The organism is Enterobacter cloacae complex sp. P18RS (assembly GCF_014982105.1).
Lineage (GTDB): Bacteria > Pseudomonadota > Gammaproteobacteria > Enterobacterales > Enterobacteriaceae > Enterobacter > Enterobacter hormaechei_C.
Genome location: NZ_JADCKV010000025.1, coordinates 1 through 22,043 on the forward strand (window position 1 = coordinate 1; position 22,043 = coordinate 22,043).

The 22,043-nt window shown below is 54.4% G+C and carries 23 protein-coding genes; 8 read left to right on the forward strand and 15 right to left on the reverse strand.

Features of this window, described 5'->3' with window-relative positions:
• Positions 1 to 87 precede the first annotated feature (87 nt).
• The gene (gene gmhB, locus INF61_RS18340; protein WP_017694475.1) at positions 88 to 654 is read right to left on the reverse strand and encodes a D-glycero-beta-D-manno-heptose 1,7-bisphosphate 7-phosphatase; all 567 of its coding nucleotides are present in this window, start codon (positions 652 to 654) and stop codon (positions 88 to 90) included.
• A gap of 188 nt (positions 655 to 842) precedes the next feature.
• On the opposite strand from gmhB, the gene metN reads away from it, so the two are divergent.
• From metN to proS, 6 genes are all read left to right on the forward strand, one after another.
• Positions 843 to 1,874 (forward strand): methionine ABC transporter ATP-binding protein MetN, encoded by a 1,032-nt coding sequence (gene metN / locus INF61_RS18345; protein WP_006810022.1) that lies wholly within the window; start codon positions 843 to 845, stop codon positions 1,872 to 1,874.
• Positions 1,867 to 2,520, forward strand: a complete 654-nt coding sequence (locus INF61_RS18350; protein WP_003856130.1) for a methionine ABC transporter permease MetI — start codon at positions 1,867 to 1,869, stop codon at positions 2,518 to 2,520. The genes metN and INF61_RS18350 overlap by 8 nt, the downstream gene beginning before the upstream one ends.
• Before the next feature lie 40 nt (positions 2,521 to 2,560).
• Entirely contained in the window at positions 2,561 to 3,376 is an 816-nt protein-coding gene (gene metQ / locus INF61_RS18355) for a methionine ABC transporter substrate-binding lipoprotein MetQ (protein ID WP_003856132.1), read from the forward strand.
• A 106-nt stretch (positions 3,377 to 3,482) separates the two neighbouring features.
• Positions 3,483 to 3,887: an Rcs stress response system protein RcsF gene (gene rcsF / locus INF61_RS18360; protein WP_015572735.1), complete on the forward strand. Its 405-nt coding sequence runs from the start codon at positions 3,483 to 3,485 to the stop codon at positions 3,885 to 3,887.
• Positions 3,884 to 4,591 carry a tRNA (N6-threonylcarbamoyladenosine(37)-N6)-methyltransferase TrmO gene (gene tsaA, locus INF61_RS18365; protein WP_015572734.1) on the forward strand — a complete coding sequence of 236 codons (708 nt, stop codon included), beginning with the start codon at positions 3,884 to 3,886 and terminating at the stop codon, positions 4,589 to 4,591. Before rcsF ends, tsaA begins: the two co-directional genes overlap by 4 nt.
• A 112-nt stretch (positions 4,592 to 4,703) precedes the next feature.
• On the forward strand, positions 4,704 to 6,422 hold the full coding sequence (gene proS / locus INF61_RS18370) for a proline--tRNA ligase (protein WP_047737079.1): 1,719 nt from the start codon (positions 4,704 to 4,706) through the stop codon (positions 6,420 to 6,422).
• A gap of 45 nt (positions 6,423 to 6,467) precedes the next feature.
• On the opposite strand, the gene nlpE is transcribed toward proS, so the two are convergent.
• Genes nlpE through INF61_RS18385 form a run of 3 tightly spaced genes read right to left on the reverse strand, consistent with a single transcriptional unit; the run spans position 6,468 to position 8,164 of the window.
• The gene (gene nlpE / locus INF61_RS18375) at positions 6,468 to 7,166 is read right to left on the reverse strand and encodes an envelope stress response activation lipoprotein NlpE (RefSeq protein WP_017383734.1); all 699 of its coding nucleotides are present in this window, start codon (positions 7,164 to 7,166) and stop codon (positions 6,468 to 6,470) included.
• Between the two features lie 39 nt (positions 7,167 to 7,205).
• Complete coding sequence (arfB, locus tag INF61_RS18380; protein WP_006810027.1) at positions 7,206 to 7,622, reverse strand: alternative ribosome rescue aminoacyl-tRNA hydrolase ArfB; 417 nt, start codon at positions 7,620 to 7,622, stop codon at positions 7,206 to 7,208.
• A complete protein-coding gene (locus tag INF61_RS18385) occupies positions 7,619 to 8,164 on the reverse strand; it encodes a YaeQ family protein (RefSeq protein ID WP_003856144.1) in 546 nt (181 codons plus the stop codon). The genes arfB and INF61_RS18385 overlap by 4 nt, the downstream gene beginning before the upstream one ends.
• Positions 8,165 to 8,359: 195 nt before the next feature.
• On the opposite strand from INF61_RS18385, the gene INF61_RS18390 reads away from it, so the two are divergent.
• Positions 8,360 to 8,560, forward strand: a complete 201-nt coding sequence (locus tag INF61_RS18390) for a YaeP family protein (RefSeq protein WP_003856146.1) — start codon at positions 8,360 to 8,362, stop codon at positions 8,558 to 8,560.
• Positions 8,547 to 8,807 carry a Rho-binding antiterminator gene (rof, locus tag INF61_RS18395; RefSeq protein ID WP_003856148.1) on the forward strand — a complete coding sequence of 87 codons (261 nt, stop codon included), beginning with the start codon at positions 8,547 to 8,549 and terminating at the stop codon, positions 8,805 to 8,807. The genes INF61_RS18390 and rof overlap by 14 nt, the downstream gene beginning before the upstream one ends.
• A gap of 26 nt (positions 8,808 to 8,833) precedes the next feature.
• Here rof and tilS read toward each other — a convergent pair whose 3' ends face one another.
• From tilS to skp, 11 genes are all read right to left on the reverse strand, one after another.
• Complete coding sequence (gene tilS / locus INF61_RS18400) at positions 8,834 to 10,120, reverse strand: tRNA lysidine(34) synthetase TilS (RefSeq protein ID WP_045911041.1); 1,287 nt, start codon at positions 10,118 to 10,120, stop codon at positions 8,834 to 8,836.
• Positions 10,121 to 10,178: 58 nt separating this feature from the next.
• Positions 10,179 to 10,568: a VOC family protein gene (locus tag INF61_RS18405; protein WP_003856151.1), complete on the reverse strand. Its 390-nt coding sequence runs from the start codon at positions 10,566 to 10,568 to the stop codon at positions 10,179 to 10,181.
• Between the two features lie 66 nt (positions 10,569 to 10,634).
• Positions 10,635 to 12,767, reverse strand: coding sequence for a lysine decarboxylase LdcC (locus INF61_RS18410; protein WP_015572729.1), 2,133 nt, complete (start codon positions 12,765 to 12,767; stop codon positions 10,635 to 10,637).
• 100 nt (positions 12,768 to 12,867) lie between these two features.
• Positions 12,868 to 13,827 carry an acetyl-CoA carboxylase carboxyl transferase subunit alpha gene (accA, locus tag INF61_RS18415; RefSeq protein ID WP_003856154.1) on the reverse strand — a complete coding sequence of 320 codons (960 nt, stop codon included), beginning with the start codon at positions 13,825 to 13,827 and terminating at the stop codon, positions 12,868 to 12,870.
• Positions 13,828 to 13,839: 12 nt separating this feature from the next.
• Entirely contained in the window at positions 13,840 to 17,322 is a 3,483-nt protein-coding gene (gene dnaE / locus INF61_RS18420; protein ID WP_017383737.1) for a DNA polymerase III subunit alpha, read from the reverse strand.
• A gap of 38 nt (positions 17,323 to 17,360) precedes the next feature.
• The gene (gene rnhB / locus INF61_RS18425; protein ID WP_015572727.1) at positions 17,361 to 17,957 is read right to left on the reverse strand and encodes a ribonuclease HII; all 597 of its coding nucleotides are present in this window, start codon (positions 17,955 to 17,957) and stop codon (positions 17,361 to 17,363) included.
• Entirely contained in the window at positions 17,954 to 19,102 is a 1,149-nt protein-coding gene (gene lpxB, locus INF61_RS18430) for a lipid-A-disaccharide synthase (protein ID WP_193547987.1), read from the reverse strand. The genes rnhB and lpxB overlap by 4 nt, the downstream gene beginning before the upstream one ends.
• Positions 19,102 to 19,890 (reverse strand): acyl-ACP--UDP-N-acetylglucosamine O-acyltransferase, encoded by a 789-nt coding sequence (gene lpxA / locus INF61_RS18435; protein WP_003856164.1) that lies wholly within the window; start codon positions 19,888 to 19,890, stop codon positions 19,102 to 19,104. Before lpxA ends, lpxB begins: the two co-directional genes overlap by 1 nt.
• A gap of 3 nt (positions 19,891 to 19,893) precedes the next feature.
• Entirely contained in the window at positions 19,894 to 20,349 is a 456-nt protein-coding gene (gene fabZ / locus INF61_RS18440; RefSeq protein ID WP_003856165.1) for a 3-hydroxyacyl-ACP dehydratase FabZ, read from the reverse strand.
• Between the two features lie 104 nt (positions 20,350 to 20,453).
• On the reverse strand, positions 20,454 to 21,479 hold the full coding sequence (gene lpxD, locus INF61_RS18445; protein WP_193547988.1) for a UDP-3-O-(3-hydroxymyristoyl)glucosamine N-acyltransferase: 1,026 nt from the start codon (positions 21,477 to 21,479) through the stop codon (positions 20,454 to 20,456).
• 3 nt (positions 21,480 to 21,482) lie between these two features.
• Positions 21,483 to 21,977, reverse strand: coding sequence for a molecular chaperone Skp (skp, locus tag INF61_RS18450; RefSeq protein WP_006810039.1), 495 nt, complete (start codon positions 21,975 to 21,977; stop codon positions 21,483 to 21,485).
• Between the last annotated feature and the right edge of the window lie 66 nt (positions 21,978 to 22,043).

Below are 22,043 nucleotides of genomic sequence, written 5' to 3' on the forward strand. Positions count from 1 at the left end.
TGGAGGCGCATTATAGGGAGCCGCCGAGGAATGACAAGCGGAAAAATGCATTTTTATTTCAACCGCTCACCTTTTCGCCAAAACGCCTTATTTTTGGTGCTTTTTAATCTCTTTTGGCAGTTCTGCCAGACTAGTTATCACCCAGTCGGCTGCATTTTCTGCTTCTGTGGTGACCGGTTTACCGGTACGCACTAATACCTTGGTACCTACACCTGCCGCCGCTGCTGCCTGCATATCTTCCAGTTTATCGCCCACCATATAAGATGCGGCCATATCAATGTGCAGGAATTCCTGTGCAGAGATAAACATGCCCGGGTGTGGCTTACGGCAATCACAGGTCTGACGATACGCCTCTACACTTCCCTGCGGGTGATGCGGACAATAATAGATGCCATCAAGATCGACGCCACGATCGGCCAGAGACCAGTCCATCCATTCCGTCAGCGTCTCGAATTGCGCTTCGGTGAATTTACCCCGGGCGATACCGGACTGGTTAGTCACCACCACCAGCGCATAGCCCATCTCTTTCAACTGGCGCATGGCATCTATTACGCCCTCGATAAACTCGAACTCATCAATCTCATGGACGTAACCGTGATCCACATTAATAGTGCCGTCACGATCGAGAAAAATTGCGGGTACAGATTTTGCCACCGGTTTGCTCCTGAAAAAGTCTTGTTCAGCTAGTATCTCATGAATCGCAGCGCAATAAAGTGCTCATCGCACAGAGGTGGATTGATTTAGACGTCTGGATGCCTTAACATCCATTTTGTTTACGGTCATTCCCCGTATCTGGCAGAAGAAAATGCCACGGCTAACTTACTTACGATAAAAATAATCTAATGATTAAACTTTCCAATATCACCAAAGTGTTCCAGCAGGGGAACCGAACCATTCAGGCGCTGAACAACGTCAGCCTGCATGTGCCTGCTGGTCAGATTTATGGCGTCATTGGCGCATCGGGTGCGGGTAAAAGTACGCTGATCCGTTGTGTTAACCTGCTTGAACGCCCAACCCAGGGCAGCGTAGAAGTTGGCGGCCAGGAGCTTACCGCTCTCTCAGAAAAAGAACTCACCAAAGCGCGTCGCCAGATTGGCATGATTTTCCAGCACTTTAACCTGCTGGCATCCCGCACCGTGTTCGGCAACGTTGCCCTGCCGCTTGAGCTGGATAACACGCCGAAAGAAGAAGTTACGCGTCGCGTCACCGAACTGCTCGACCTTGTTGGTCTGGGCGACAAGCATGATAGCTACCCGGCAAATCTGTCCGGTGGGCAAAAACAGCGTGTGGCCATTGCCCGCGCGCTGGCAAGCAATCCTAAGGTGCTGCTGTGCGATGAAGCCACCAGCGCGTTAGACCCGGCCACCACGCGCTCTATTCTGGAACTGTTAAAAGACATTAACCGTCGCCTGGGCCTGACGATTCTCCTTATTACGCATGAAATGGATGTAGTTAAACGCATCTGCGACTGCGTGGCGGTCATCAGCAACGGTGAGCTGATTGAGCAGGATACGGTGAGTGAAGTCTTCTCGCACCCGAAAACGCCGCTGGCTCAGCAGTTCATTCAGTCCACACTGCATCTGGATATTCCGGAAGATTATCTGGAACGTTTAAAAACAGACGCAACGCCTGACAGCGTCCCGATGCTGCGCATGGAGTTCACGGGCCAGTCCGTTGACGCACCGCTGCTGTCCGAAACCGCGCGTCGCTTTAACGTGAATAACAACATTATTAGCGCGCAGATGGACTACGCCGGTGGCGTGAAGTTCGGCATTATGCTGACGGAAATGCACGGCACACAGGAAGAAACCCAGGCGGCAATTGCCTGGCTGCAAGAACATCACGTAAAAGTAGAGGTACTGGGTTATGTCTGAGCCGATGATGTGGCTACTGGTTCGCGGCGTTTGGGAAACGCTGGCAATGACCTTCGTATCGGGCTTCTTTGGTTTTGTGATTGGGCTGCCGGTCGGCGTGCTGCTGTACGTTACGCGCCCGGGTCAAATTATTGAAAACGCGAAGCTGTATCGTACGCTCTCTGCGCTGGTGAACATTTTCCGGTCTATTCCGTTCATTATTCTGCTGGTGTGGATGATTCCGTTTACGCGCGTGATCGTCGGGACGTCGATTGGTTTGCAGGCAGCTATTGTCCCGCTGACCGTAGGCGCGGCACCGTTTATCGCCCGTATGGTGGAAAACGCCCTGCTGGAAATCCCAACCGGCCTGATCGAAGCTTCCCGCGCTATGGGTGCGACGCCAATGCAGATCGTTCGCAAAGTTCTGCTGCCAGAGGCGCTGCCTGGGCTGGTGAACGCAGCAACCATCACGCTTATCACCCTGGTCGGTTATTCCGCAATGGGCGGCGCCGTAGGTGCTGGCGGTTTAGGCCAGATTGGATATCAGTACGGCTATATTGGCTATAACGCTACCGTAATGAATACCGTTCTGGTATTGCTGGTTGTGCTGGTTTACTTAATTCAATTCTCTGGCGATCGTATCGTCCGGGCTGTTACGCATAAATAACGTTACAAACAACACAAACTCGACGAGTTAAGGATATAACATGGCGTTTAAATTTAAGACCTTCGCAGCAGTAGGCGCACTGATTGGCTCGCTGGCACTGGTGGGTTGCGGTCAGGACGAAAAAGATCCAAACCACATCAAAGTAGGCGTTATCGTCGGTGCAGAACAGCAGGTTGCTGAGGCCGCGCAGAAAATCGCTAAAGAGAAATATGGCCTGGACGTTGAACTGGTGACCTTCAACGATTACGTTCTGCCGAACGAAGCGCTGAGCAAAGGCGACATTGACGCTAACGCCTTCCAGCATAAACCGTACCTGGATCAGCAGATCAAAGATCGCGGCTACAAACTGGTTGCTGTCGGTAACACCTTCGTTTACCCGATTGCCGGTTACTCCAAGAAAATTAAATCTCTGGATGAACTCCAGCCGGGTTCACAGGTTGCCGTCCCTAACGACCCAACCAACCTTGGCCGTTCCCTGCTTCTGCTACAGAAAGTGGGCCTGATTAAACTGAAAGAAGGCGTTGGCTTGTTACCGACCGTTCTGGACGTCACCGAAAACCCGAAAAATCTGAAAATTGTTGAGCTGGAAGCACCACAGCTGCCACGTTCTCTGGACGATGCGCAGATCGCCCTGGCCGTGATCAACACCACTTACGCCAGCCAGATCGGCCTGACCCCAGCGAAAGATGGCATCTTCGTTGAAGATAAAGATTCCCCGTACGTCAACCTGATCGTGACTCGCGAAGACAACAAAGACGCGGAGAATGTGAAGAAATTCATACAGGCATATCAGTCTGAAGAAGTGTACCAGGAAGCCAATAAGGTGTTTAACGGCGGCGCGGTTAAAGGCTGGTAATCTCCCGGCAGTGTAATATCATCAAGACGGGCATTTGCCCGTCTTGTCATTTGTGCGGTCAACTGCTTCAATATCTGACGTTTTGATTATCCACTGAGGAATTATTATGCGTGCTTTACCGATCTGTTTTTTAGCACTGATGCTGAGCGGCTGTTCTATGCTAAGCAGATCTCCTGTTGAACCTGTTCAAAGCACTGCAACCCCGCCAAAAGCGGAGCCAGCAAAACCGAAAGCGCCTCGCGCTGCGCCGGTACGTATTATTACCAAAGCCGACGAGCTGGTCGGTAAGCCATTCCGTGAACTGGGCGAAGTGAGCGGCGAATCCTGCCAGGCAACGAATCAGGACTCCCCACCCAATATTCCGACAGCCCGCAAGCGTATGCAAATCAACGCGTCGAAAATGAAAGCCAACGCGGTGCTGCTGCACAGCTGCGAAGTCACCAGCGGCACACCAGGTTGCTATCGCCAGGCGGTATGTATCGGTTCTGCGCTTAACATTACGGCGAAATGAGTTCATTTCAGTTCGAGCAGATAGGCGTTATCCGCTCCCCTTATAAAGAAAAGTTCGCCGTGCCGCGTCAGCCGGGTCTGGTCATTAACGGCGGCGGCGAGCTTCATCTTGTGGCGCCGTATAATCAGGCCGATGCAGTGCGCGGGCTTGAGGCGTTCAGCCATTTATGGGTGGTCTTTGTGTTTCACCAGACCATGGAAGGCGGCTGGCGTCCCACCGTGCGTCCGCCTCGTCTGGGCGGAAATGCCAGAATGGGTGTCTTTGCCACCCGCTCAACCTTTCGTCCCAACCCCATCGGGATGTCGCTGGTCGAGCTGAAAGGCATACGTTGTCAGAAAGATCAGGTGATCCTGGAGTTAGGTAGCCTTGACCTGGTTGATGGCACGCCGGTCATAGATATTAAGCCTTACCTGCCCTTCGCCGAAGCGCTGCCGGATGCCCGAGCAAGCTATGCTCAGGACGCACCGCAGGCAGATATGCCGGTTCACTTCACGTCTGAAATAACGACGCAAATCAGCGAGCTGGAAAAGCGTTATCCTCGCCTGCGTGACTTTATCGTTGAAGTGCTGGCCCAGGACCCCCGTCCCGCCTACCGCAAAGAAGAGGAAGCCGGGAATACGTACGCCGTCTGGCTGCTGGACTTTAACGTGCGCTGGCGCGTGACTGCGGCGGGTTTTGAAGTGTTTGCCCTGGAACCCAGGTAATTTTGTTCTCCTCTCTTTTGGCATCTTTGCCACACTGGTAAACTAAACCACTTTTTTTGTGTCAGGCTGATGTTTCAGCCTGTTCCAATCGTCGAAATGGAACCGTAACAACATGCGTACTAGCCAATATCTGCTCTCCACTCTGAAGGAGACACCTGCCGACGCCGAGGTGATCAGCCACCAGCTGATGCTGCGCGCCGGGATGATCCGCAAGCTGGCCTCCGGGTTATACACCTGGCTGCCGACCGGCGTGCGCGTCCTGAAAAAAGTCGAAAACATCGTGCGTGAAGAGATGAACAACGCCGGTGCTATCGAGGTGTTAATGCCGGTCGTTCAGCCCTCTGAACTGTGGCAGGAGAGCGGTCGCTGGGAGCAGTACGGTCCTGAACTGCTGCGTATTGCCGATCGTGGCGATCGTCCATTCGTTCTCGGCCCAACGCATGAAGAAGTGATCACCGACCTGATCCGTAACGAGCTGAGCTCTTACAAACAGCTGCCGCTGAACTTCTTCCAGATCCAGACTAAGTTCCGTGACGAAGTGCGTCCACGCTTTGGCGTCATGCGTTCTCGCGAGTTCCTGATGAAAGATGCTTACTCTTTCCATACTTCTCAGGAATCGCTGCAAGAGACCTACGACAAAATGTACGCGGCCTACAGCAAAATCTTCTCCCGCATGGGGCTGGATTTCCGTGCTGTACAGGCTGATACCGGTTCAATCGGCGGTAGCGCCTCCCATGAATTCCAGGTTCTGGCGCAGAGCGGCGAAGACGATGTGATCTTCTCTGACTCCTCTGATTACGCCGCGAACATCGAATTTGCAGAAGCGCTGGCACCAAAAGAACCACGCGGCGCGGCAACGCAAGAGATGACGCTGGTTGATACGCCAAACGCGAAAACTATCGCCGAGCTGGTTGAGCAGTTTACTCTGCCGATCGAAAAAACCGTGAAAACCCTGCTGGTGAAATCGGCTGAAGGTAGCGCTTATCCACTGGTTGCCCTGCTGGTACGAGGCGATCACGAGCTGAACGAAGTGAAAGCCGAGAAGCTGCCGCAGGTTGCCAGCCCGCTGACCTTTGCAACGGAAGCAGAGATCCGCGCCGTGGTGAATGCAGGCCCTGGTTCTCTGGGTCCGGTGAACATGCCTGTTCCGGTGGTCATTGACCGCACCGTTGCGGCGATGAGCGACTTCGCTGCGGGCGCAAACATCGACGGTAAACACTACTTCGGCATCAACTGGGATCGTGACGTGGCGACGCCGGAAGTGGCTGACATCCGTAACGTGGTCGCAGGCGATCCAAGCCCGGACGGCAAGGGTACCCTGATGATCAAACGCGGTATCGAAGTAGGCCACATCTTCCAGCTGGGCGATAAGTACTCGCGCGCAATGAACGCTGCCGTTCAGGGCGAAGATGGCCGTAACCAGGTTCTGACCATGGGCTGCTACGGCATTGGCGTAACGCGCGTTGTTGCTGCCGCTATCGAGCAGAACTATGACGAACGCGGAATCGTCTGGCCGGATAACATCGCGCCGTTCCAGGTGGCGATCCTGCCAATGAACATGCACAAGTCTTACCGCGTGCAGGAGCTGGCTGAGAAACTCTACGCTGAGCTGAGCGCGAAAGGTATCGACGTGCTGATGGATGACCGTAAAGAGCGTCCTGGCGTGATGTTTGCTGACATGGAACTGATCGGTATTCCACACACCATTGTCATTGGCGACCGTAACCTCGACGGCGACGAGATTGAATACAAATACCGTCGCAACGGCGAAAAACAGATGATCAAGACGGGAGATATTCTTGATTACCTGGTGAAAGCCATCAAAGGTTAAGAAACAAAAAACCCCGCCAGTGCGGGGTTTTTTAATGGCTATATCTTATTTGCTTTCGCAGTCTTTCCCCGCGGCAAACTTCGCATCTTTATCTGCCACCAGCGTTTTCACCAGCTCGCCGCTATCCGGGTTTGGCTCCAGCGTAAAATGCCCTTCAACCGTCAGCAACACTGGCTTACTGTCGTTGCCGCGCGCGACGGCATAGTCTCGCTCCAGCTGGGCATTGTTCGCCACGCTGACTTTCTTCCCGGTTGCACAGTCAGTGAAGATCGCCGCATCCGCCATGTAGAAATACATCCCTCGCATCGCCATTGGGGTGGCTGGCAGGGTCGCTTTCACCGGGGCCAACGTGTAGTTGAACTGGGATTCAATCGGATTGCCTTCGCGATCGAGCATCTCCATCCCCTCGCCTTTGGCGCGGAAGAAGGTTTTATCGCCCGTGGTATCCGTCAATACCAGCTTCTCAGCCGTACGCGCCCATGTTCCGTAAGATGCAAAAGAAGACGGTTCTTTCGCCCCCTGGTAACGCTGGTTCATGACCCAGGTGCCATCTTTTTGCAGGAACAGAGAGGTTTCGATGCCCTCGCAATCTGCACACGGTAATACGCCGCGCCAGCTTTGCTGCATCGGCTTTAATTCTTCATTTTGCGTTGGCTGTAGTACCTGCGTTTCTGAACGGTTATTACAGCCAAAAAGCGCGAACAGGCTTGTCACGGCCAGCGCTGATAATAATGCTTTTTTCACAATACTTTCCTTATGAAAAAGGGTATCCCTTTCGTCACATTATGGGTGACGGACTTTGCCACGCAGTGATTTTACGGTGGATTTCTGCGCCTTCGATGACAACCGACGTTCTTTCGATGCCCGCGTTGGACGTGTTGCCCGGCGACTTTTTTGTACAGCCGTCAGCTCTTTAATGACCGCGACCAGCCGGGCTATTGCCGCTTCCCGGTTTAGCTCCTGGCTGCGATACTCCTGCGCTTTAATCACCATCACACCCTCGCTGGTGATCAGGTGATGGCTGGCGGCAAGCAGGCTTTCTTTATAATACTCTGGCAGGCTGGAGGCCCGAATGTCAAAGCGCAAATGGATAGCCGTTGAGGCCTTGTTAACGTGCTGTCCCCCTGCTCCCTGGGCCCGGATGGCGGTGATCTCCAGCTCGTTATCAGGGATGCTGACGTTTCGGGACAATACAATCATGATGCGGGCTGCCAGGCCGTGAGATGAATTTCCAGATTATTCTGAGAATCGGAAAGCCAGATGGCGCCGTCCTGAATCGTCGCCTGTAGCGCCATCGTCCGGCTGGCGAACGCACTCAGCTGCGCTAGCTGTTCATCATCCAGATACCAGACGGTAAGATTTTTGAACTGCGCACATTTATTTTTATTTTGTTGCCACCAGATCTCCGCCGCTCTCTGGTTGTAGGCAAACAACGCCACTTCAGCAGACTGGGTGCAGGCCTTTTTGATCCGGCGTTCATCCGGCAGGCCAAGCTCAATCCATAAATCGATACCCAGATGATCGTTGCGCAGCCAGGCTTCCGGTTCATCTTCCGCGCTTAAACCACGGGTAAATTGCAGACGCTCGTCGGCATACTTAATCCACGCCAGCAGGCGCAGCATCATGCGCTCCTGGGTTTCAGAAGGGTGACGCGCCAGCGTCAATGACGCATCCAGAAACTGGTTACGGTCAAGATCCGCCACATTGACCACAGCTTTATAAATTGTCGCTTTCAGCGCCATGAGAGAACTCCTTTCGAATCAGGCGTACATTGTAGCGAAAACCGCGGCAAAAGGCTGTTACGAGGTGGTGTCTCCCTCTTATCAAGGCGCTGATAATGCTTAAATGAGTATGGTATAGTCACCTTGCTAAACCGAGTTTAACTTCGTAGGCTTAATGATATCTCACAGTAAGTCAGTACGCTGGCAGGAGGTGATGTGAATAATTATTGTGAGTTGATTCGCAGACGGTATGCGGAGATCGCCAGCGGAGATCTGGGGTACATTCCGGATGCGTTAGGCTGTGTATTGAACGTGCTAAATGAAGTGGCCTCTGATGAGAGCCTTTCTGAATCGGTCAGGGAAAAAGCAGCGTATGCTGCGGCGAATTTACTGGTGAGCGATTATGTCGATGAATGATACCTATCAACCCATCAATTGTGATGACTATGACAACCTCGAACTCGCCTGCCAGCATCATTTAATACTGACGCTGGAGCTAAAAGATGGCGAAGTGCTAAAGGCAAAGGCCAGCGATCTGGTTTCCCGTAAAAATGTGGAATACCTGGTTGTGGAAGATGCAGGTGCAACGCGTGAGCTACGCCTCGACAAAATTGCCAGTTTCAGCCATCCGGAAATCGGCACCGTTGTGGTGAGCGAATCCTGATAACCAACGGGCAGCCAGGCTGCCCGTTACGCTTTCCATTCAAAATTAACACCCGCTTCAGCCCACCCCTCTTCAGTGATGAACACCTCTGCCGCCGCGATGAGCGTGTCGCCGTAAAACAGAAGCGGCGTGGTATCACGTCGCCAGGGCGGAACGTTCTGTTCCTGCCAGATTTTCTTCAGCTTACGCCCGCCGTTACGCCCGACGATATGCAGCATGCCGCTGGCCCTGAAGCGTATAGTGACGTTCTCGTCCGGCTCAGGTAGACGCACATTGCCCGAATGGCTTAACGCAACGACACCGCCATTCATCGGTAGCGTTAATGCTTTTTCCGGCGACGGCCAGTCGAGCACAACGTCAGCCAGCGACGGCACAGATTTTACCCACCAGAGTTGCCCTTTATAGCGCCTGACGTCATAACCATTCAGGTGTATACACGGGGCAGCATCTTCCCTCGCCTGTGCAACTTCCTCCCAGATACGGTTGAGCATCGCCCGGGACGGCATAACCGCACGGTGGTAAGCCAGCCAGCGACGAATCAGAGCAGCCCGGCGCACGGGGCTCATCACCTTCAACGGCGCAATGTTCAGGGCACCGTCAGCGGTAGTCAGCGTATCCAGCTCCTCGCTCAGCAACTCATCCAGCAAGCTTTCCTGTTCAGCACACAGCATGGCGCTTCTGGCCGCCGCTTCGGAAAAATGCGCCCAGCGCTCACTCAGCAGCGGTAAGACGCGCAGGCGCAGGAAGTTACGGTCGTAACTGTCGTCCTGATTGCTCTCGTCTTCAATCCAGCACAGATGATGCTGCTGCGCCCAGGCTTCCAGTGATGCGCGCGTCTCACCCAGTAGCGGGCGGATGAGCTCTGTTTCAGCAAAATCTGCGCGCTCAGGCATGGCAGATAACCCCGCAGGCCCGCTGCCCCTCTTGAGCGCCAGTAAAAACGTCTCGCACTGGTCGTCCAGATGCTGCGCGGTGACCAACGCTTCCCCTTGCTGTAATGCGCCGGAAAACGCGGCGTAGCGGGCTTTCCGCGCCTGCGCCTCAATACCCAGCCCCTCATCCTCAAGCGTGACGCGTTCAACGATCAGCGGAATCGCCCACCCTGAACACACCGCTTCGCAGTGCGCTACCCAGTCGTCGGCATGGGGGCTTAAGCCGTGATGGATATGCATCGCCCGCAGCTGGACGTCAGGCTCACGGTCGCGCCAGAGCTTAAGGCGGTGCAGCAAAACGGTGGAATCCAGGCCACCGCTGAACCCCACCAGCAGCTGGCGATAGGGTGAAACGGCGTGCGCGATAGCGGGTAAGGTCATAGGAAATTACACATAAAAAATGCCCGAACTGAACGGGCATTATCACACATGACGGCGATTACTGCTGGTAAAGCTCCAGCGGCAGCCCGTCCGGATCGTTGAAAAAAGTGAAACGTTTATCGGTAAAGGGATCGACACGAATCGCTTCGCAGGCCACGCCGTGGGCTTCCAGATGTTTTACCGCGCTGTCCAGGTCGTCGACGCTGAAGGCCAGGTGGCGCAGGCCGCAGGCTTCCGGGCGTGAAGGACGCGCTGGCGGGAAAGGAAAAGAGAACAGTTCAATCACATATTGTCCGTTTAACGCCAGATCGCCTTTCCAGGAGTCGCGCTCCTCACGGTAAGCCTCGCTCAACAGCGTAAAGCCGAGAACGTCACAGTAGAATGCCTTACTTTTCGCGTAATCGGTAGCAATGATCGCAATATGATGAACCGCTTTTAAACCCAGCATAGTTTCTCCTTTTTATGATGCTCTGAACGTTACAACCGACAACCCGCCCCTGGCAAGCAGACCCTTTTATTTTAGGACTCTCACCCAGTACACGCCGTTATCATCGCGTTTCGCGCCATGAATGTCCGTTTCAAAGCCCGGATAGTGGCGCCCTACCGAACAGAGCATCAGCAGGAAATCGAGCACCGCCCGGCTCTCCTCGGTGATCATTTCACCCGGCATCAGCAGCGGCACGCCCGGCGGATAAGGCAGGATCATGTTGGCCGATACCCGCCCGACCAGGTTTTCCAGCTCAACGGTTTCAACCTCCCCTTTCACCTGGCGCTGCCACGCCCTGTGCGGCGTCAGCTTCATTTCAGGCAGAACATCAAATGCCTGCAACATCAGGCGCGGCAGATCGTGCTGGCGGATCAGCCTGTGGATCCCCTGGGCCAGATCCTGAATACGCATATTGCGATAGAAGTCAGGATCTTCCGCGTAGAGATCCGGCAGCATATTCTTTACCCGCAGGTTCAGATCATATGCGCGCTTAAACTCCATCAGTCCGCGCAGCAGACCCATCGCGCGGGTTTTATCGATCCCGATGCTGAACAGGAACAGCAAATTATAGGGGCCGGTTTTCTCCACCACCACGCCGCGCTCATCAAGGAACTTCGCCACCAGCGCAGCCGGGATCCCTTCCTCACCCATCACGCCCTGCTCATCCATGCCCGGCGTCAGGATCGTCACCTTAACCGGATCGAGGAACATGTGGTCCGCATCGGCATCCCGGAAACCGTGCCAGCTCTCCCCCGGCGCGACGGGCCAGCATTCTGCCTCATCAATCTCTTCCGGCTGCCAGATATCAAAGAACCAGCCGTCCGCTTCATCTTTAAGCCGCTGAACCTCTTTTCGGAAATGCAGCGCCCGTTCCACCGAACGATTGATCAGGCGTTTACCCGGATTACCGCGCAGCATCGCCGCCGCCGTTTCGATGGACGCCACCAGCGGGTAGCTCGGCGACGTGGTCGTGTGCATCATAAAGGCTTCGTTGAAGGTGTCCTCGTCGTACTCGCCCTTGATGTGAATGAGAGACGCCTGGGAAAACGCGGCCAGCATTTTGTGCGTCGACTGCGTTTCGAAGAACACCTTGCCCGGCACCCGCTCGCCGCTCATCCCACTTTTACCCGAGTAAATCGGGTGGAAATTGGTGTAAGGCACCCACGCGGAGTCAAAGTGGATCGACGGCACGTCGAGCGTCTGCTTGATCCAGTTCGTGTTGTAAAGCAGCCCGTCATAGGTGGAGTTGGTGATCACCGCGTGCACAGGCCAGCTTGCCTCGGGGATCGCCGCGATCTTATTTTCAATGGCTTCATGCGCGAACTCACGGCGAGGAATGCCGCCGAGAATACCCAGCGCATTACGCGTAGGCGACAGCCAGAGCGGCACCACGTCGCTCATCATCAGCAAATGCGCTAGTGATTTGTGGCAGTTTCGGTCAATCAGCAGCGTACTGCCGGCAGGCGCGGCATACATCCCGACGATTTTGTTCGAGGTTGAGGTACCGTTGGTCACCATGTAGCTTTGCTCGGCGCCAAAGGTCCGGGCGATGTACTCTTCAGCTTCCAGATGCGGGCCGGTATGATCCAGCAGAGAGCCTAACTCGGTGACCGAAATCGACACATCCGCCTTCAGCGTGTTACCGCCGAAGAAATCGTAGAACAGACATCCCACCGGGCTTTTTTGATAGGCTGTTCCCGCCATGTGGCCTGGCGTACAGAAGGTGTACTTCCCTTCATTCACATAGGTGAACAGCGCGCGCGTGAACGGCGGTGTGATGTTATCGAGGTATTCACCGGTGTACTGCTGAATGCGGGTCGCAATGTCCTCGGCAACGCCGAGTGAGTATTCGAAGAACCACAGTGCCATACGCATATCATGCGCGCTCACGTCCATGGTCGAGTGAGTGTTGATAAACGCGTACAGCGGAAGATATTCGTTGAGCTTATTGATATCGCTGCACAACTCCATGTCGTATTCGTCCCAGTCGAATATCACGCCACAGATGCGCGGATTGTGTTCGATAAATTTCAGCAGGTCGGCGCTGTTTTGCGGCCAGATCAGCTGGTATCCGCGTGCTTTGAGGGCTTGCTCCAGCTCCTTGATGGGTTCGTCTTTATAAAAGACGCCGTGTGGCCCCATGATGGCAATGATGTTCATGGTTTACCTCCTTGAAAAACATCAGATAAGCATAGTTAAGGTAAACGGCAGGTATAAAAAAAGCCGCAACAATGTGCGGCTTTTAGGATAATTGTGAGGCTTACGCGTAACCGTAGGTCATCAGACGCTGATAACGACGGTTGAGCAGATCTTCTGTGCTCAGCACGTCCAGGTCCGCCAGATCTGCCAGCAGCTGCGCTTTCAGGGAAGCAGCCATCACTTCCGGCTTACGATGCGCGCCACCCAGCGGTTCAGGGATAACGGTGTCGATCAGCTTCAGCTCTTTCAGACGTGGGGCAATGATGCCCATCGCTTCAGCAGCCAGCGGCGCTTTATCGGCACTTTTCCACAGAATGGAGGCACAGCCTTCCGGAGAGATAACGGAATAGGTACTGTACTGTAGCATATTCACTTTATCGCCCACGCCAATTGCCAGCGCACCGCCGGACCCACCTTCACCGATAACGGTACAGATGACCGGCACTTTCAGGCGAGACATCTCACGCAGGTTGCGTGCGATGGCTTCAGACTGACCGCGCTCTTCAGCGCCAACACCCGGGTAAGCACCCGGCGTGTCGATGAAGGTGATGATAGGCATATTGAAACGCTCAGCCATCTCCATCAGACGCAGGGCCTTACGGTAGCCTTCTGGCGCTGGCATACCGAAGTTACGACGGATTTTCTCTTTGGTTTCACGGCCTTTCTGATGACCAATAATCATCACCGGACGTCCATCCAGACGCGCGATACCGCCGACGATAGCTTTATCGTCAGCGTATGCGCGGTCGCCTGCCAGTTCGTCAAATTCGTCAAACGCCAGGCGGACATAATCCAGGGTGTACGGACGCTGTGGATGACGCGCCAGCTGGGCGATCTGCCATGCGCCGAGATCGGCAAAGATTTTGCGCGTCAGTTCCACGCTTTTTTCGCGCAGACGATGCACTTCTTCGTCGATGTTAATATCCAGTTTTTCATCCTGACGGCTCACGGCTGTCAGAGAATCGATTTTCGCTTCCAGCTCTGCAATCGGCTGTTCGAAATCAAGGAAATTCAGACTCATAGTATTCCTGTATTAGTCAAACTCCAGTTCCACCTGCTCCGAACCAATGAGGCCACGGAGATCGTTCAGTAAACGATCGCTCGGAGAGACACGCCACGTTGCACCAAAGCGCAACCGCGCACGTGCATCCGCCCTCTGATAATAGAGATGTACTGGAATGGTCCCCGAGCGGTGGGGTTCCAGAGACTGACGGAGTCGGTTTAAAAGCTGGTCATCAATTTGCCTGTCCGTCAGCGAGATAGCAAGCCCGCGAGCATATTTTTCCCGGGCTTCGTCAATGTCCATCACTTCGCGGGCGGTCATTTTAAGCCCCCCGCTGAAGTCATCAAAGCTGACCTGTCCGCTGACGATAAGTATGCGGTCTTTTTCCAGCAATTGCTGGTATTTATCCAGCGCGTCGGTAAACAACATCACCTCCAGACGCCCGGAACGGTCATCCAGGGTACAGATGCCGATACGATTGCCGCGCTTGGTGACCATTACCCTTGCAGCAATCACGAGCCCCGCAGCCGTGGTGATTTTACCACGTTCTGTCGGATGCATGTCTTTAAGCCTGTGGCCGCCGACATAGCGCTCAATTTCTTTCAGATACTGGTTGATCGGGTGCCCCGTCAGGTACAGGCCTAACGTTTCCCGCTCCCCATCCAGCACCACCTGTTCTGGCCAGGGCTGGCAGTTGGAATAAGACTGCTCAATCTGCTCTGGCTCTTCCGCCAGCACGCCGAACATATCTGCCTGGCCAATGGCTTCCGCTTTCGCGTGCTGATCGGCTGCTTTCAGCGCATCGCCGAGCGAGTTCATCAGCGCGGCGCGGTGTGGCCCCAGCCGATCAAACGCGCCGGACATGATCAGTTTTTCCAGCACCCGGCGGTTCAGTTTTTTGGTATCGGTGCGGGCGCACAGATCGAACAGCTCGCGGAAATAGCCGCCGTTGTTACGCGCTTCGATGATCGCCTCGATCGGCCCCTCACCTACGCCCTTGATCGCGCCGATCCCATAGACGATTTCCCCGTCATCGTTAACGTGGAAATGGTACAGGCCAGAGTTAATATCCGGCGGCAGGATCTTCAGCCCCATGCGCCAGCACTCGTCCACCAGGCCAACCACCTTCTCGGTGTTGTCCATATCGGCGGTCATTACCGCCGCCATAAACTCAGCGGGATAGTGAGCCTTCAGCCACAGCGTTTGATACGAAACCAAAGCATAGGCGGCGGAGTGGGATTTGTTAAATCCGTACCCGGCGAATTTCTCCACCAGGTCGAAGATTTTCATCGCCAGTTCGCCATCGACGCCGTTTTTCTTCGCCCCATCCTCAAAGATGGAACGTTGCTTGGCCATCTCTTCCGGCTTTTTCTTACCCATCGCACGACGCAGCATGTCTGCGCCGCCAAGGGTATAACCAGAAAGCACCTGGGCGATCTGCATGACCTGTTCCTGATACAGGATGATGCCATAGGTTGGCTCCAGTACCGGTTTCAGGCTTTCATGCTGCCACTGCACGTCCGGGTAGGAAATCTCTTCGCGCCCGTGTTTACGGTCGATAAAGTTATCTACCATCCCCGACTGCAACGGCCCCGGACGGAACAGGGCCACCAGCGCGATCATATCTTCGAAGCAGTCTGGTTGCAGACGCTTAATCAAATCTTTCATGCCGCGGGATTCAAGCTGGAAGACGGCTGTCGTCTCCGAGCGTTGCAGCATGTCGAAACTTTTCTTGTCATCAAGCGGGATAGCCGCGATATCCAACGGAGGCTCGCCGTTCTTCTCGCGACGGGCGTTGATCATCTCCAGCGCCCAGTTGATGATGGTCAGCGTACGCAGGCCGAGGAAGTCGAACTTCACCAGCCCGGCGTATTCTACGTCGTTCTTGTCGAACTGGGTGACCGGATGCTGGCCCGCTTCGTCGCAGTACAGCGGCGCAAAGTCGGTGATTTTGGTCGGGGCGATAACCACACCCCCCGCATGCTTACCGGCGTTACGCGTGACGCCTTCCAGCTTGCGCGCCATGTCGATCAGCGCTTTGACCTCTTCGTCGGCTTCGTAGATTTCCGGCAGCTGAGGTTCAGCTTCAAAGGCTTTCGCCAGAGTCATGCCCGGATCGGGCGGCACCAGCTTAGAGATACGATCGACAAAACCGTACGGGTGGCCCAGAACGCGGCCCACATCGCGGATAACCGCTTTCGCGGCCATCGTACCGAAGGTGATGATCTGCGAAACCGCATCACGACCATACATATCGGCCACGTGCTCAATCACCTGGTCGCGTTTTTCCATGCAGAAGTCGACGTCAAAGTCGGGCATGGAGACACGTTCCGGGTTGAGGAAACGTTCGAACAGCAGGTCAAATTCCAGCGGATCGAGATCGGTAATTTTCAGGGCATACGCCACCAGCGAGCCGGCACCAGAACCACGGCCCGGACCTACCGGCACGCCGTTATCCTTCGACCACTGGATGAACTCCATCACGATCAGGAAGTAGCCAGGGAACCCCATCTGGTTGATCACCTGGAGTTCAATATCCAGGCGCTCGTCATATTCAGGACGTTTCTCTTTACGGACCGCTTCATCCGGGAAGAGGAATTCCAGACGCTCTTCCAGACCCTCTTTCGATTTCATGACCAGGAAATCTTCGGTGGTCATGTCTCCCGTCGGGAACTGCGGCAGGAAGTATTCGCCGAGACGCACGGTGACGTTACAGCGCTTGGCAATCTCTACGCTGTTTTCCAGCGCTTCCGGGATGTCCGAGAAGAGCTCACACATCTCCTCTTCGCTGCGCATGTACTGCTGCGATGAGTAGTTGCGCGGACGTTTTGGATCGTCGAGGGTGAAGCCGTCGTGGATGGCGACGCGAATTTCATGCGCGTCAAAATCACCCGCCTCAAGGAAGCGCACATCGTTGGTGGCCACCACAGGCAGGCCACGCGCTTCCGCCAGGGCGACGGCCGCATGCAGGTAGCTCTCTTCATCCGCACGCCCGGTACGGATCAGCTCCAGGTAATAACGATCCGGGAAATACTCTTCGTAGAACGAGACGCACTGATCCACCAGCGCGTTATTACCGCGTAGCAGACATTTGCCGACATCTCCCATACGGCCACCGGAGATCAGCAGCAGACCTTCGTTCAGCTCCGCCAGCCAGTCGCGGTCAATCCATGGACCCAGTGCGCCGTAACCGCGTTGGTAGGCTTTTGAGATCAGCAGAGTGAGGTTCTGATAGCCCGTGTTATTCATAGCTAACACGGAAATCTGCGTCATCTCATCGCCGAGCAGCTCGCTCTGCACATGAAAATCCGCGCCGACGATGGGCTTTAATCCTGCGCCATGCGCCGTTCCGTAGAACTTCACCAGGCCACACAGGTTGGTAAAATCGGTGATCGCCAGCGCAGGCATGCCAAGCGAGGCCGCCTTTTTTACCAGCGGCCCGGTCTTTGCCAGCCCATCGATCATGGAGTAGTCGCTATGCACCCGCAGGTGTACGAAACGTGGTTCAGCCATCTTCAAATCCCGCGTTACTTAATTGCTTGCGTCTTGATTCAGGACACCAGTCCCAGCGCGCGTTTCACCGGGCCAAAGCTGCGCCGATGATGTTCAGTTGCGCCATGTTCAGCCAGCTTTTCCAGATGGAAAGCCGTTGGATATCCCTTGTGCTGGGCGAAACCATACGCGGGATAAGTGAGGTCCAGCGCGGCCATTTCGGCATCGCGCGTCACTTTAGCAATGATTGACGCCGCACTGATTTCTGCGACGCGGCTATCGCCTTTAACAACAGCCATGGAAGGCATCGGCAGCGCCGGGCAACGGTTACCGTCGATCAGCACATACTCAGGCACAATCTTCAGGCCAGCGACGGCACGCTGCATCGCCAGCATGGTGGCGTGCAGAATGTTCAGATCGTCGATCTCATCCGGCTCTGCGCGCCCGAGACTCCAGGCCAGCGCCTTTTCTTTAATTTCATCGAACAGCGCCAGGCGACGCTTTTCACTCAGTTTTTTCGAGTCGTTCAGGCCAACGATCGGGCGGGCTGGATCGAGGATCACCGCCGCGGTCACAACGGCACCCACTAACGGGCCACGACCGACTTCATCCACACCGGCAACGAGGTGGGTATGGGGATAAATAAATTCCATCATTGTGCTAACTCCAGCACCGCATCGGCCGCCTGCTCATCAGCATTACAGCGGATCAGTTGATGCAGTTCACGGAAGGTATCATGCATCTGGTGGCTGGTTTTACCGTTGGCCAGCAGCGGCAGTAATGCATCAGCCAGTGCCTGCGGCTGGCATTCATCCTGCAAGAGCTCTTTCACCAGTTCGCGACCCGCAAGCAGGTTTGGCAGGGATACGTAATCTGTTTTTACCAGACGTTTTGCCAGCCAGAAGGTAAACGGCTTCATGCGATAACCGACCACCATTGGGCATTTTGCCAGCATACACTCCAGAGCAGCCGTGCCGGAAGCCAGCAGTGCGGCATCACTCGCAAACATGGCTTGCCGCCCTTTTCCGTCCAGCAGGCGGACGTGAAGATCCGGGGCGACGTCGGCTTTGATACGCTCAAACTGCTCGCGGCGTTTGGCATTCACCAGCGGCACGACCACTTCAAGATCGGGGTAAGTCTTGCGAAGAATTTGCGCCGTTTTCAGGAAATCGGCACTGAGCATTTCAACTTCCCCACCCCGGCTCCCTGGCAGCAGCGCCAGACAGTGCACATCATGCGGGATGCCCAGTTCGTCACGCGCCGCGTTTTTATCCGGATCCAGCGGCATGGCATCCGCCATGGTATGACCGATAAAACGGCACGGGACATTAAATCTGTCGTAAAACGCTTTTTCGAAAGGCAGAAAAGCCAGCACCAGATTAGTGGATCGTCCGATTTTGAAAACGCGTTTCTGTCGCCACGCCCACACGGACGGACTGACGTAATGGATAGTTTTGATCCCCTGCTTTTTCAGGTTCCCTTCAAGGGTAATATTGAAATCAGGCGCATCAATGCCGACAAATACATCGGGCTTAAGGTCGGTAAAGCGGCGGGTAAGGTCGGCGCGAATATGCAGCAGGCGACGCAAGCGCCCCAACACCTCGACGATGCCCATCACAGCCAGCTCTTCCATTTCATACCAGGCTTCACAGCCTTCGGCCTGCATCAGCGGCCCAGCCACGCCCACAAAGCGGGCATTGGGTACACGGGCTTTAAGCGCGCGGATAAGACCTGCACCAAGAATATCGCCGGAGGTTTCTCCGGCGACCAGGGCGATGGTAAGCGGACGACTGTCGACCATTAACGAATCAGACCACGGGTTGAACGTTCAAAGAATTCCATGAACGTTTTCACTTCAGGGTGCTTATTCGCCAGCTCGGCAATTTCCGGCTTAGCCTCTTCCAGCGTTTTACCGCTACGGTACAGCAGTTTGTACGCGTTGCGGATGGCAGTAATCGCTTCGCGACTAAAACCACGACGCTTGAGACCTTCGATGTTCACGCCAAACGGCGTGGCATGGTTGCCCTGCGCAATCACAAACGGTGGGACGTCCTGCGCCACACCGGAGCATCCGCCGACCATCACGTGTGCACCAATGATGCAGAACTGATGGACTGCGGTCATGCCGCCAATAATGGCGAAATCATCAACCGATACGTGTCCCGCCAGCGTTGCGTTGTTGGCGAGAATACAGCGGCTACCCACGGTACAGTCGTGCGCAATATGCGCATTAACCATAAACAGGTTGTCGCTGCCCACCTTCGTCAATCCACCGCCTTGCGTTGTACCACGATGAATGGTGACGCTTTCGCGAATGCGGTTACGATCGCCGATTTCCACGCGGGTCGGTTCGCCAGCATACTTAAGATCCTGGTTAACTTCGCCGATGGAGGCGAACTGATAGATCTCATTGTTGCAGCCAATGGTGGTATGACCATTCACGACAACGTGAGATTTCAGTACTGTACCCTCACCAATTTCGACATGGGGTCCAACAATACAAAACGGGCCAATGTGGACGTTGGCACCAATGATGGCACCCGTTTCCACAATGGCGGTAGGATGAATAAAGGCGGATTTATCAATCACGTATCAGGCCTCCCGGCTACGCGCACACATCATTGTCGCTTCGCAAACAACTTTGCCGTCAACCATAGCTACGCCTTTGAAGCGAGTCAGGCCGCGACGCGTTTTTTCAAAAGTGACTTCCATGATCATTTGATCACCAGGCACGACCGGACGCTTGAAGCGCGCTTCATCGATACCCGCGAAGTAATAGAGTTCACCCGGTTCCAGTTTACCTACGCTTTTAAACGCCAGAATACCGGTAGCCTGTGCCATCGCTTCCAGGATCAATACACCCGGGAAGATAGGCTTACCAGGGAAGTGCCCCTGGAAGAACGGCTCGTTAACGGAGACATTTTTCACTGCGCGCAGAAAACGACCTTCTTCAAAATCCAGCACACGGTCTACCAGTAAAAACGGATAGCGGTGCGGCAGAAGTTCTAAAATCTCTTCAATATGCAGAGTATGAGTGTCAGTAGTCAAAATACTCTTCCTGTCAAATGTACTAAGTAGCAATAATAACACGGCCTGCCGGTTTATAAACAAAGCCGACAGGCCGGGAAATTTAGCGTTAAACGGATGAACGCTTAGTCTTGTTGATCGATTTTGCGCTCAATCGCTTTGAGTCGCTTGCTCATATCATCAATATTCATCACCAGTGCAGCTGTTTTACGCCAGACCTTGTTCGGTTGCAGCGGAATACCTGAGGAATAAACGCCAGGCTCAGTGATTGGACGCATCACCATACCCATCCCCGTCACCGTGACTTTGTCGCATATTTCCATATGGCCATTGATCACGCTGGCACCGCCAATCATGCAGTAACGGCCAATTTTCAGGCTGCCTGCCATGATAACACCACCCGCAACTGCGGTATTGTCGCCAATCACAACGTTATGTGCAATCTGGCACTGGTTGTCTATGATAACACCGTTACCAATAATGGTGTCGTCAAGCGCACCGCGGTCGATAGTTGTACAAGCGCCGATCTCCACACGATCGCCGATAATCACGCGACCCAGCTGAGGGATCTTAACCCAGTTACCCCGATCGTTGGCGTAACCAAATCCGTCAGAACCAATCACCGTGCTGGACTGTACGAGACAATTCTCGCCAATCTCAACCTCATGGTAGACAGAGACATTGGCCCACAGACGAGTCCCTGCGCCAATTTTCGTATTTTTTCCAACAAAGCAGCCAGGGCCAATCACCACGTTATCAGCCAAAACAACGCCGGATTCGATAACGGCGTTTGTGCCGACTGATACGTTGTTACCCAGCTGAGCCGTCGGATCAATCGCAGCACTGGCTGCAATGTTCTGTGCCGGCTGCGGCGTGGTATCAAGAATTTGGGCCATGCGTGCATAGGTCAGGTAGGGATTTTTCACTACCAGTGCAGCGCTAGTGGCAAACGGAAGATCGTCCTGCGTCAGCACAACGGCAGACGCCTGGCACTGGGCCAGGTGTTCACGGTACTTAGGGCTTACCATGAAGGTAATAGTGCCTGCTTTAGCAGATTGCATGGACGCAACAGCGGTGATGACGATATCGCCATCACCGTGTAATTCTGCATCCAACTGCTGAGCTAAATCAGCCAGTCGAATTGAAGGCATTACTTATTTAACCTGTTTCAGAACATCAGCGGTGATGTCTTTAACATCGCTGCTGTTGAATGCAACGGCGTTCGCATCAACAACCAGATCGATGCTCTGATCGGCTGCTACTGCTTTAACGGCAGACTGAATACGCGTCACCAGTTTGCCACGCTCTTCGTTAGAACGACGCTGACGATCCTGCTCGAAAGCCTGTGCTTTCTGAGAGAAGGTCTGGCGCTGAGACATGACGTCTTTTTCCAGTTTGCTGCGCTCGCTCGCTTTCATGGTAGAACCATCACGCTGAAGACGCTGCATCTTGGACTGAAGATCACCTTCCATACGTTGCAGTTCGCTCGCACGGCCTTTGAATTCGTTTTCCAGCGTTGCAGAAACACCGGTTTTCTGTGCAACCTGCTGGAACAAATTACCCATGTTGACGATTGCAATTTTATCCGCTGCCTGAGCAGAAGTTGCCATCGCTAAACCGAGACCTGCAGCTAATAACCACTTTTTCACAATTAACTCCTTACCATCCCATTGGCACCCGAGGGGTACCGTTCTTTGCGTGGCAAGGCGACCGTG

What these genes read in the sequence shown, in the direction of transcription:
- metN (WP_006810022.1), top strand. Translation starts at nt 843, where the DNA reads ATGATTAAACTTTCCAATATCACCAAAGTGTTCCAGCAGGGGAACCGA.
- INF61_RS18350 (WP_003856130.1), top strand. Translation starts at nt 1,867, where the DNA reads ATGTCTGAGCCGATGATGTGGCTACTGGTTCGCGGCGTTTGGGAAACG.
- metQ (WP_003856132.1), top strand. Translation starts at nt 2,561, where the DNA reads ATGGCGTTTAAATTTAAGACCTTCGCAGCAGTAGGCGCACTGATTGGC.
- rcsF (WP_015572735.1), top strand. Translation starts at nt 3,483, where the DNA reads ATGCGTGCTTTACCGATCTGTTTTTTAGCACTGATGCTGAGCGGCTGT.
- tsaA (WP_015572734.1), top strand. Translation starts at nt 3,884, where the DNA reads ATGAGTTCATTTCAGTTCGAGCAGATAGGCGTTATCCGCTCCCCTTAT.
- proS (WP_047737079.1), top strand. Translation starts at nt 4,704, where the DNA reads ATGCGTACTAGCCAATATCTGCTCTCCACTCTGAAGGAGACACCTGCC.
- arfB (WP_006810027.1), bottom strand. Translation starts at nt 7,622, where the DNA reads ATGATTGTATTGTCCCGAAACGTCAGCATCCCTGATAACGAGCTGGAG.
- INF61_RS18385 (WP_003856144.1), bottom strand. Translation starts at nt 8,164, where the DNA reads ATGGCGCTGAAAGCGACAATTTATAAAGCTGTGGTCAATGTGGCGGAT.
- rof (WP_003856148.1), top strand. Translation starts at nt 8,547, where the DNA reads ATGTCGATGAATGATACCTATCAACCCATCAATTGTGATGACTATGAC.
- tilS (WP_045911041.1), bottom strand. Translation starts at nt 10,120, where the DNA reads ATGACCTTACCCGCTATCGCGCACGCCGTTTCACCCTATCGCCAGCTG.
- INF61_RS18405 (WP_003856151.1), bottom strand. Translation starts at nt 10,568, where the DNA reads ATGCTGGGTTTAAAAGCGGTTCATCATATTGCGATCATTGCTACCGAT.
- INF61_RS18410 (WP_015572729.1), bottom strand. Translation starts at nt 12,767, where the DNA reads ATGAACATCATTGCCATCATGGGGCCACACGGCGTCTTTTATAAAGAC.
- accA (WP_003856154.1), bottom strand. Translation starts at nt 13,827, where the DNA reads ATGAGTCTGAATTTCCTTGATTTCGAACAGCCGATTGCAGAGCTGGAA.
- dnaE (WP_017383737.1), bottom strand. Translation starts at nt 17,322, where the DNA reads ATGGCTGAACCACGTTTCGTACACCTGCGGGTGCATAGCGACTACTCC.
- rnhB (WP_015572727.1), bottom strand. Translation starts at nt 17,957, where the DNA reads ATGATGGAATTTATTTATCCCCATACCCACCTCGTTGCCGGTGTGGAT.
- lpxB (WP_193547987.1), bottom strand. Translation starts at nt 19,102, where the DNA reads ATGGTCGACAGTCGTCCGCTTACCATCGCCCTGGTCGCCGGAGAAACC.
- lpxD (WP_193547988.1), bottom strand. Translation starts at nt 21,479, where the DNA reads ATGCCTTCAATTCGACTGGCTGATTTAGCTCAGCAGTTGGATGCAGAA.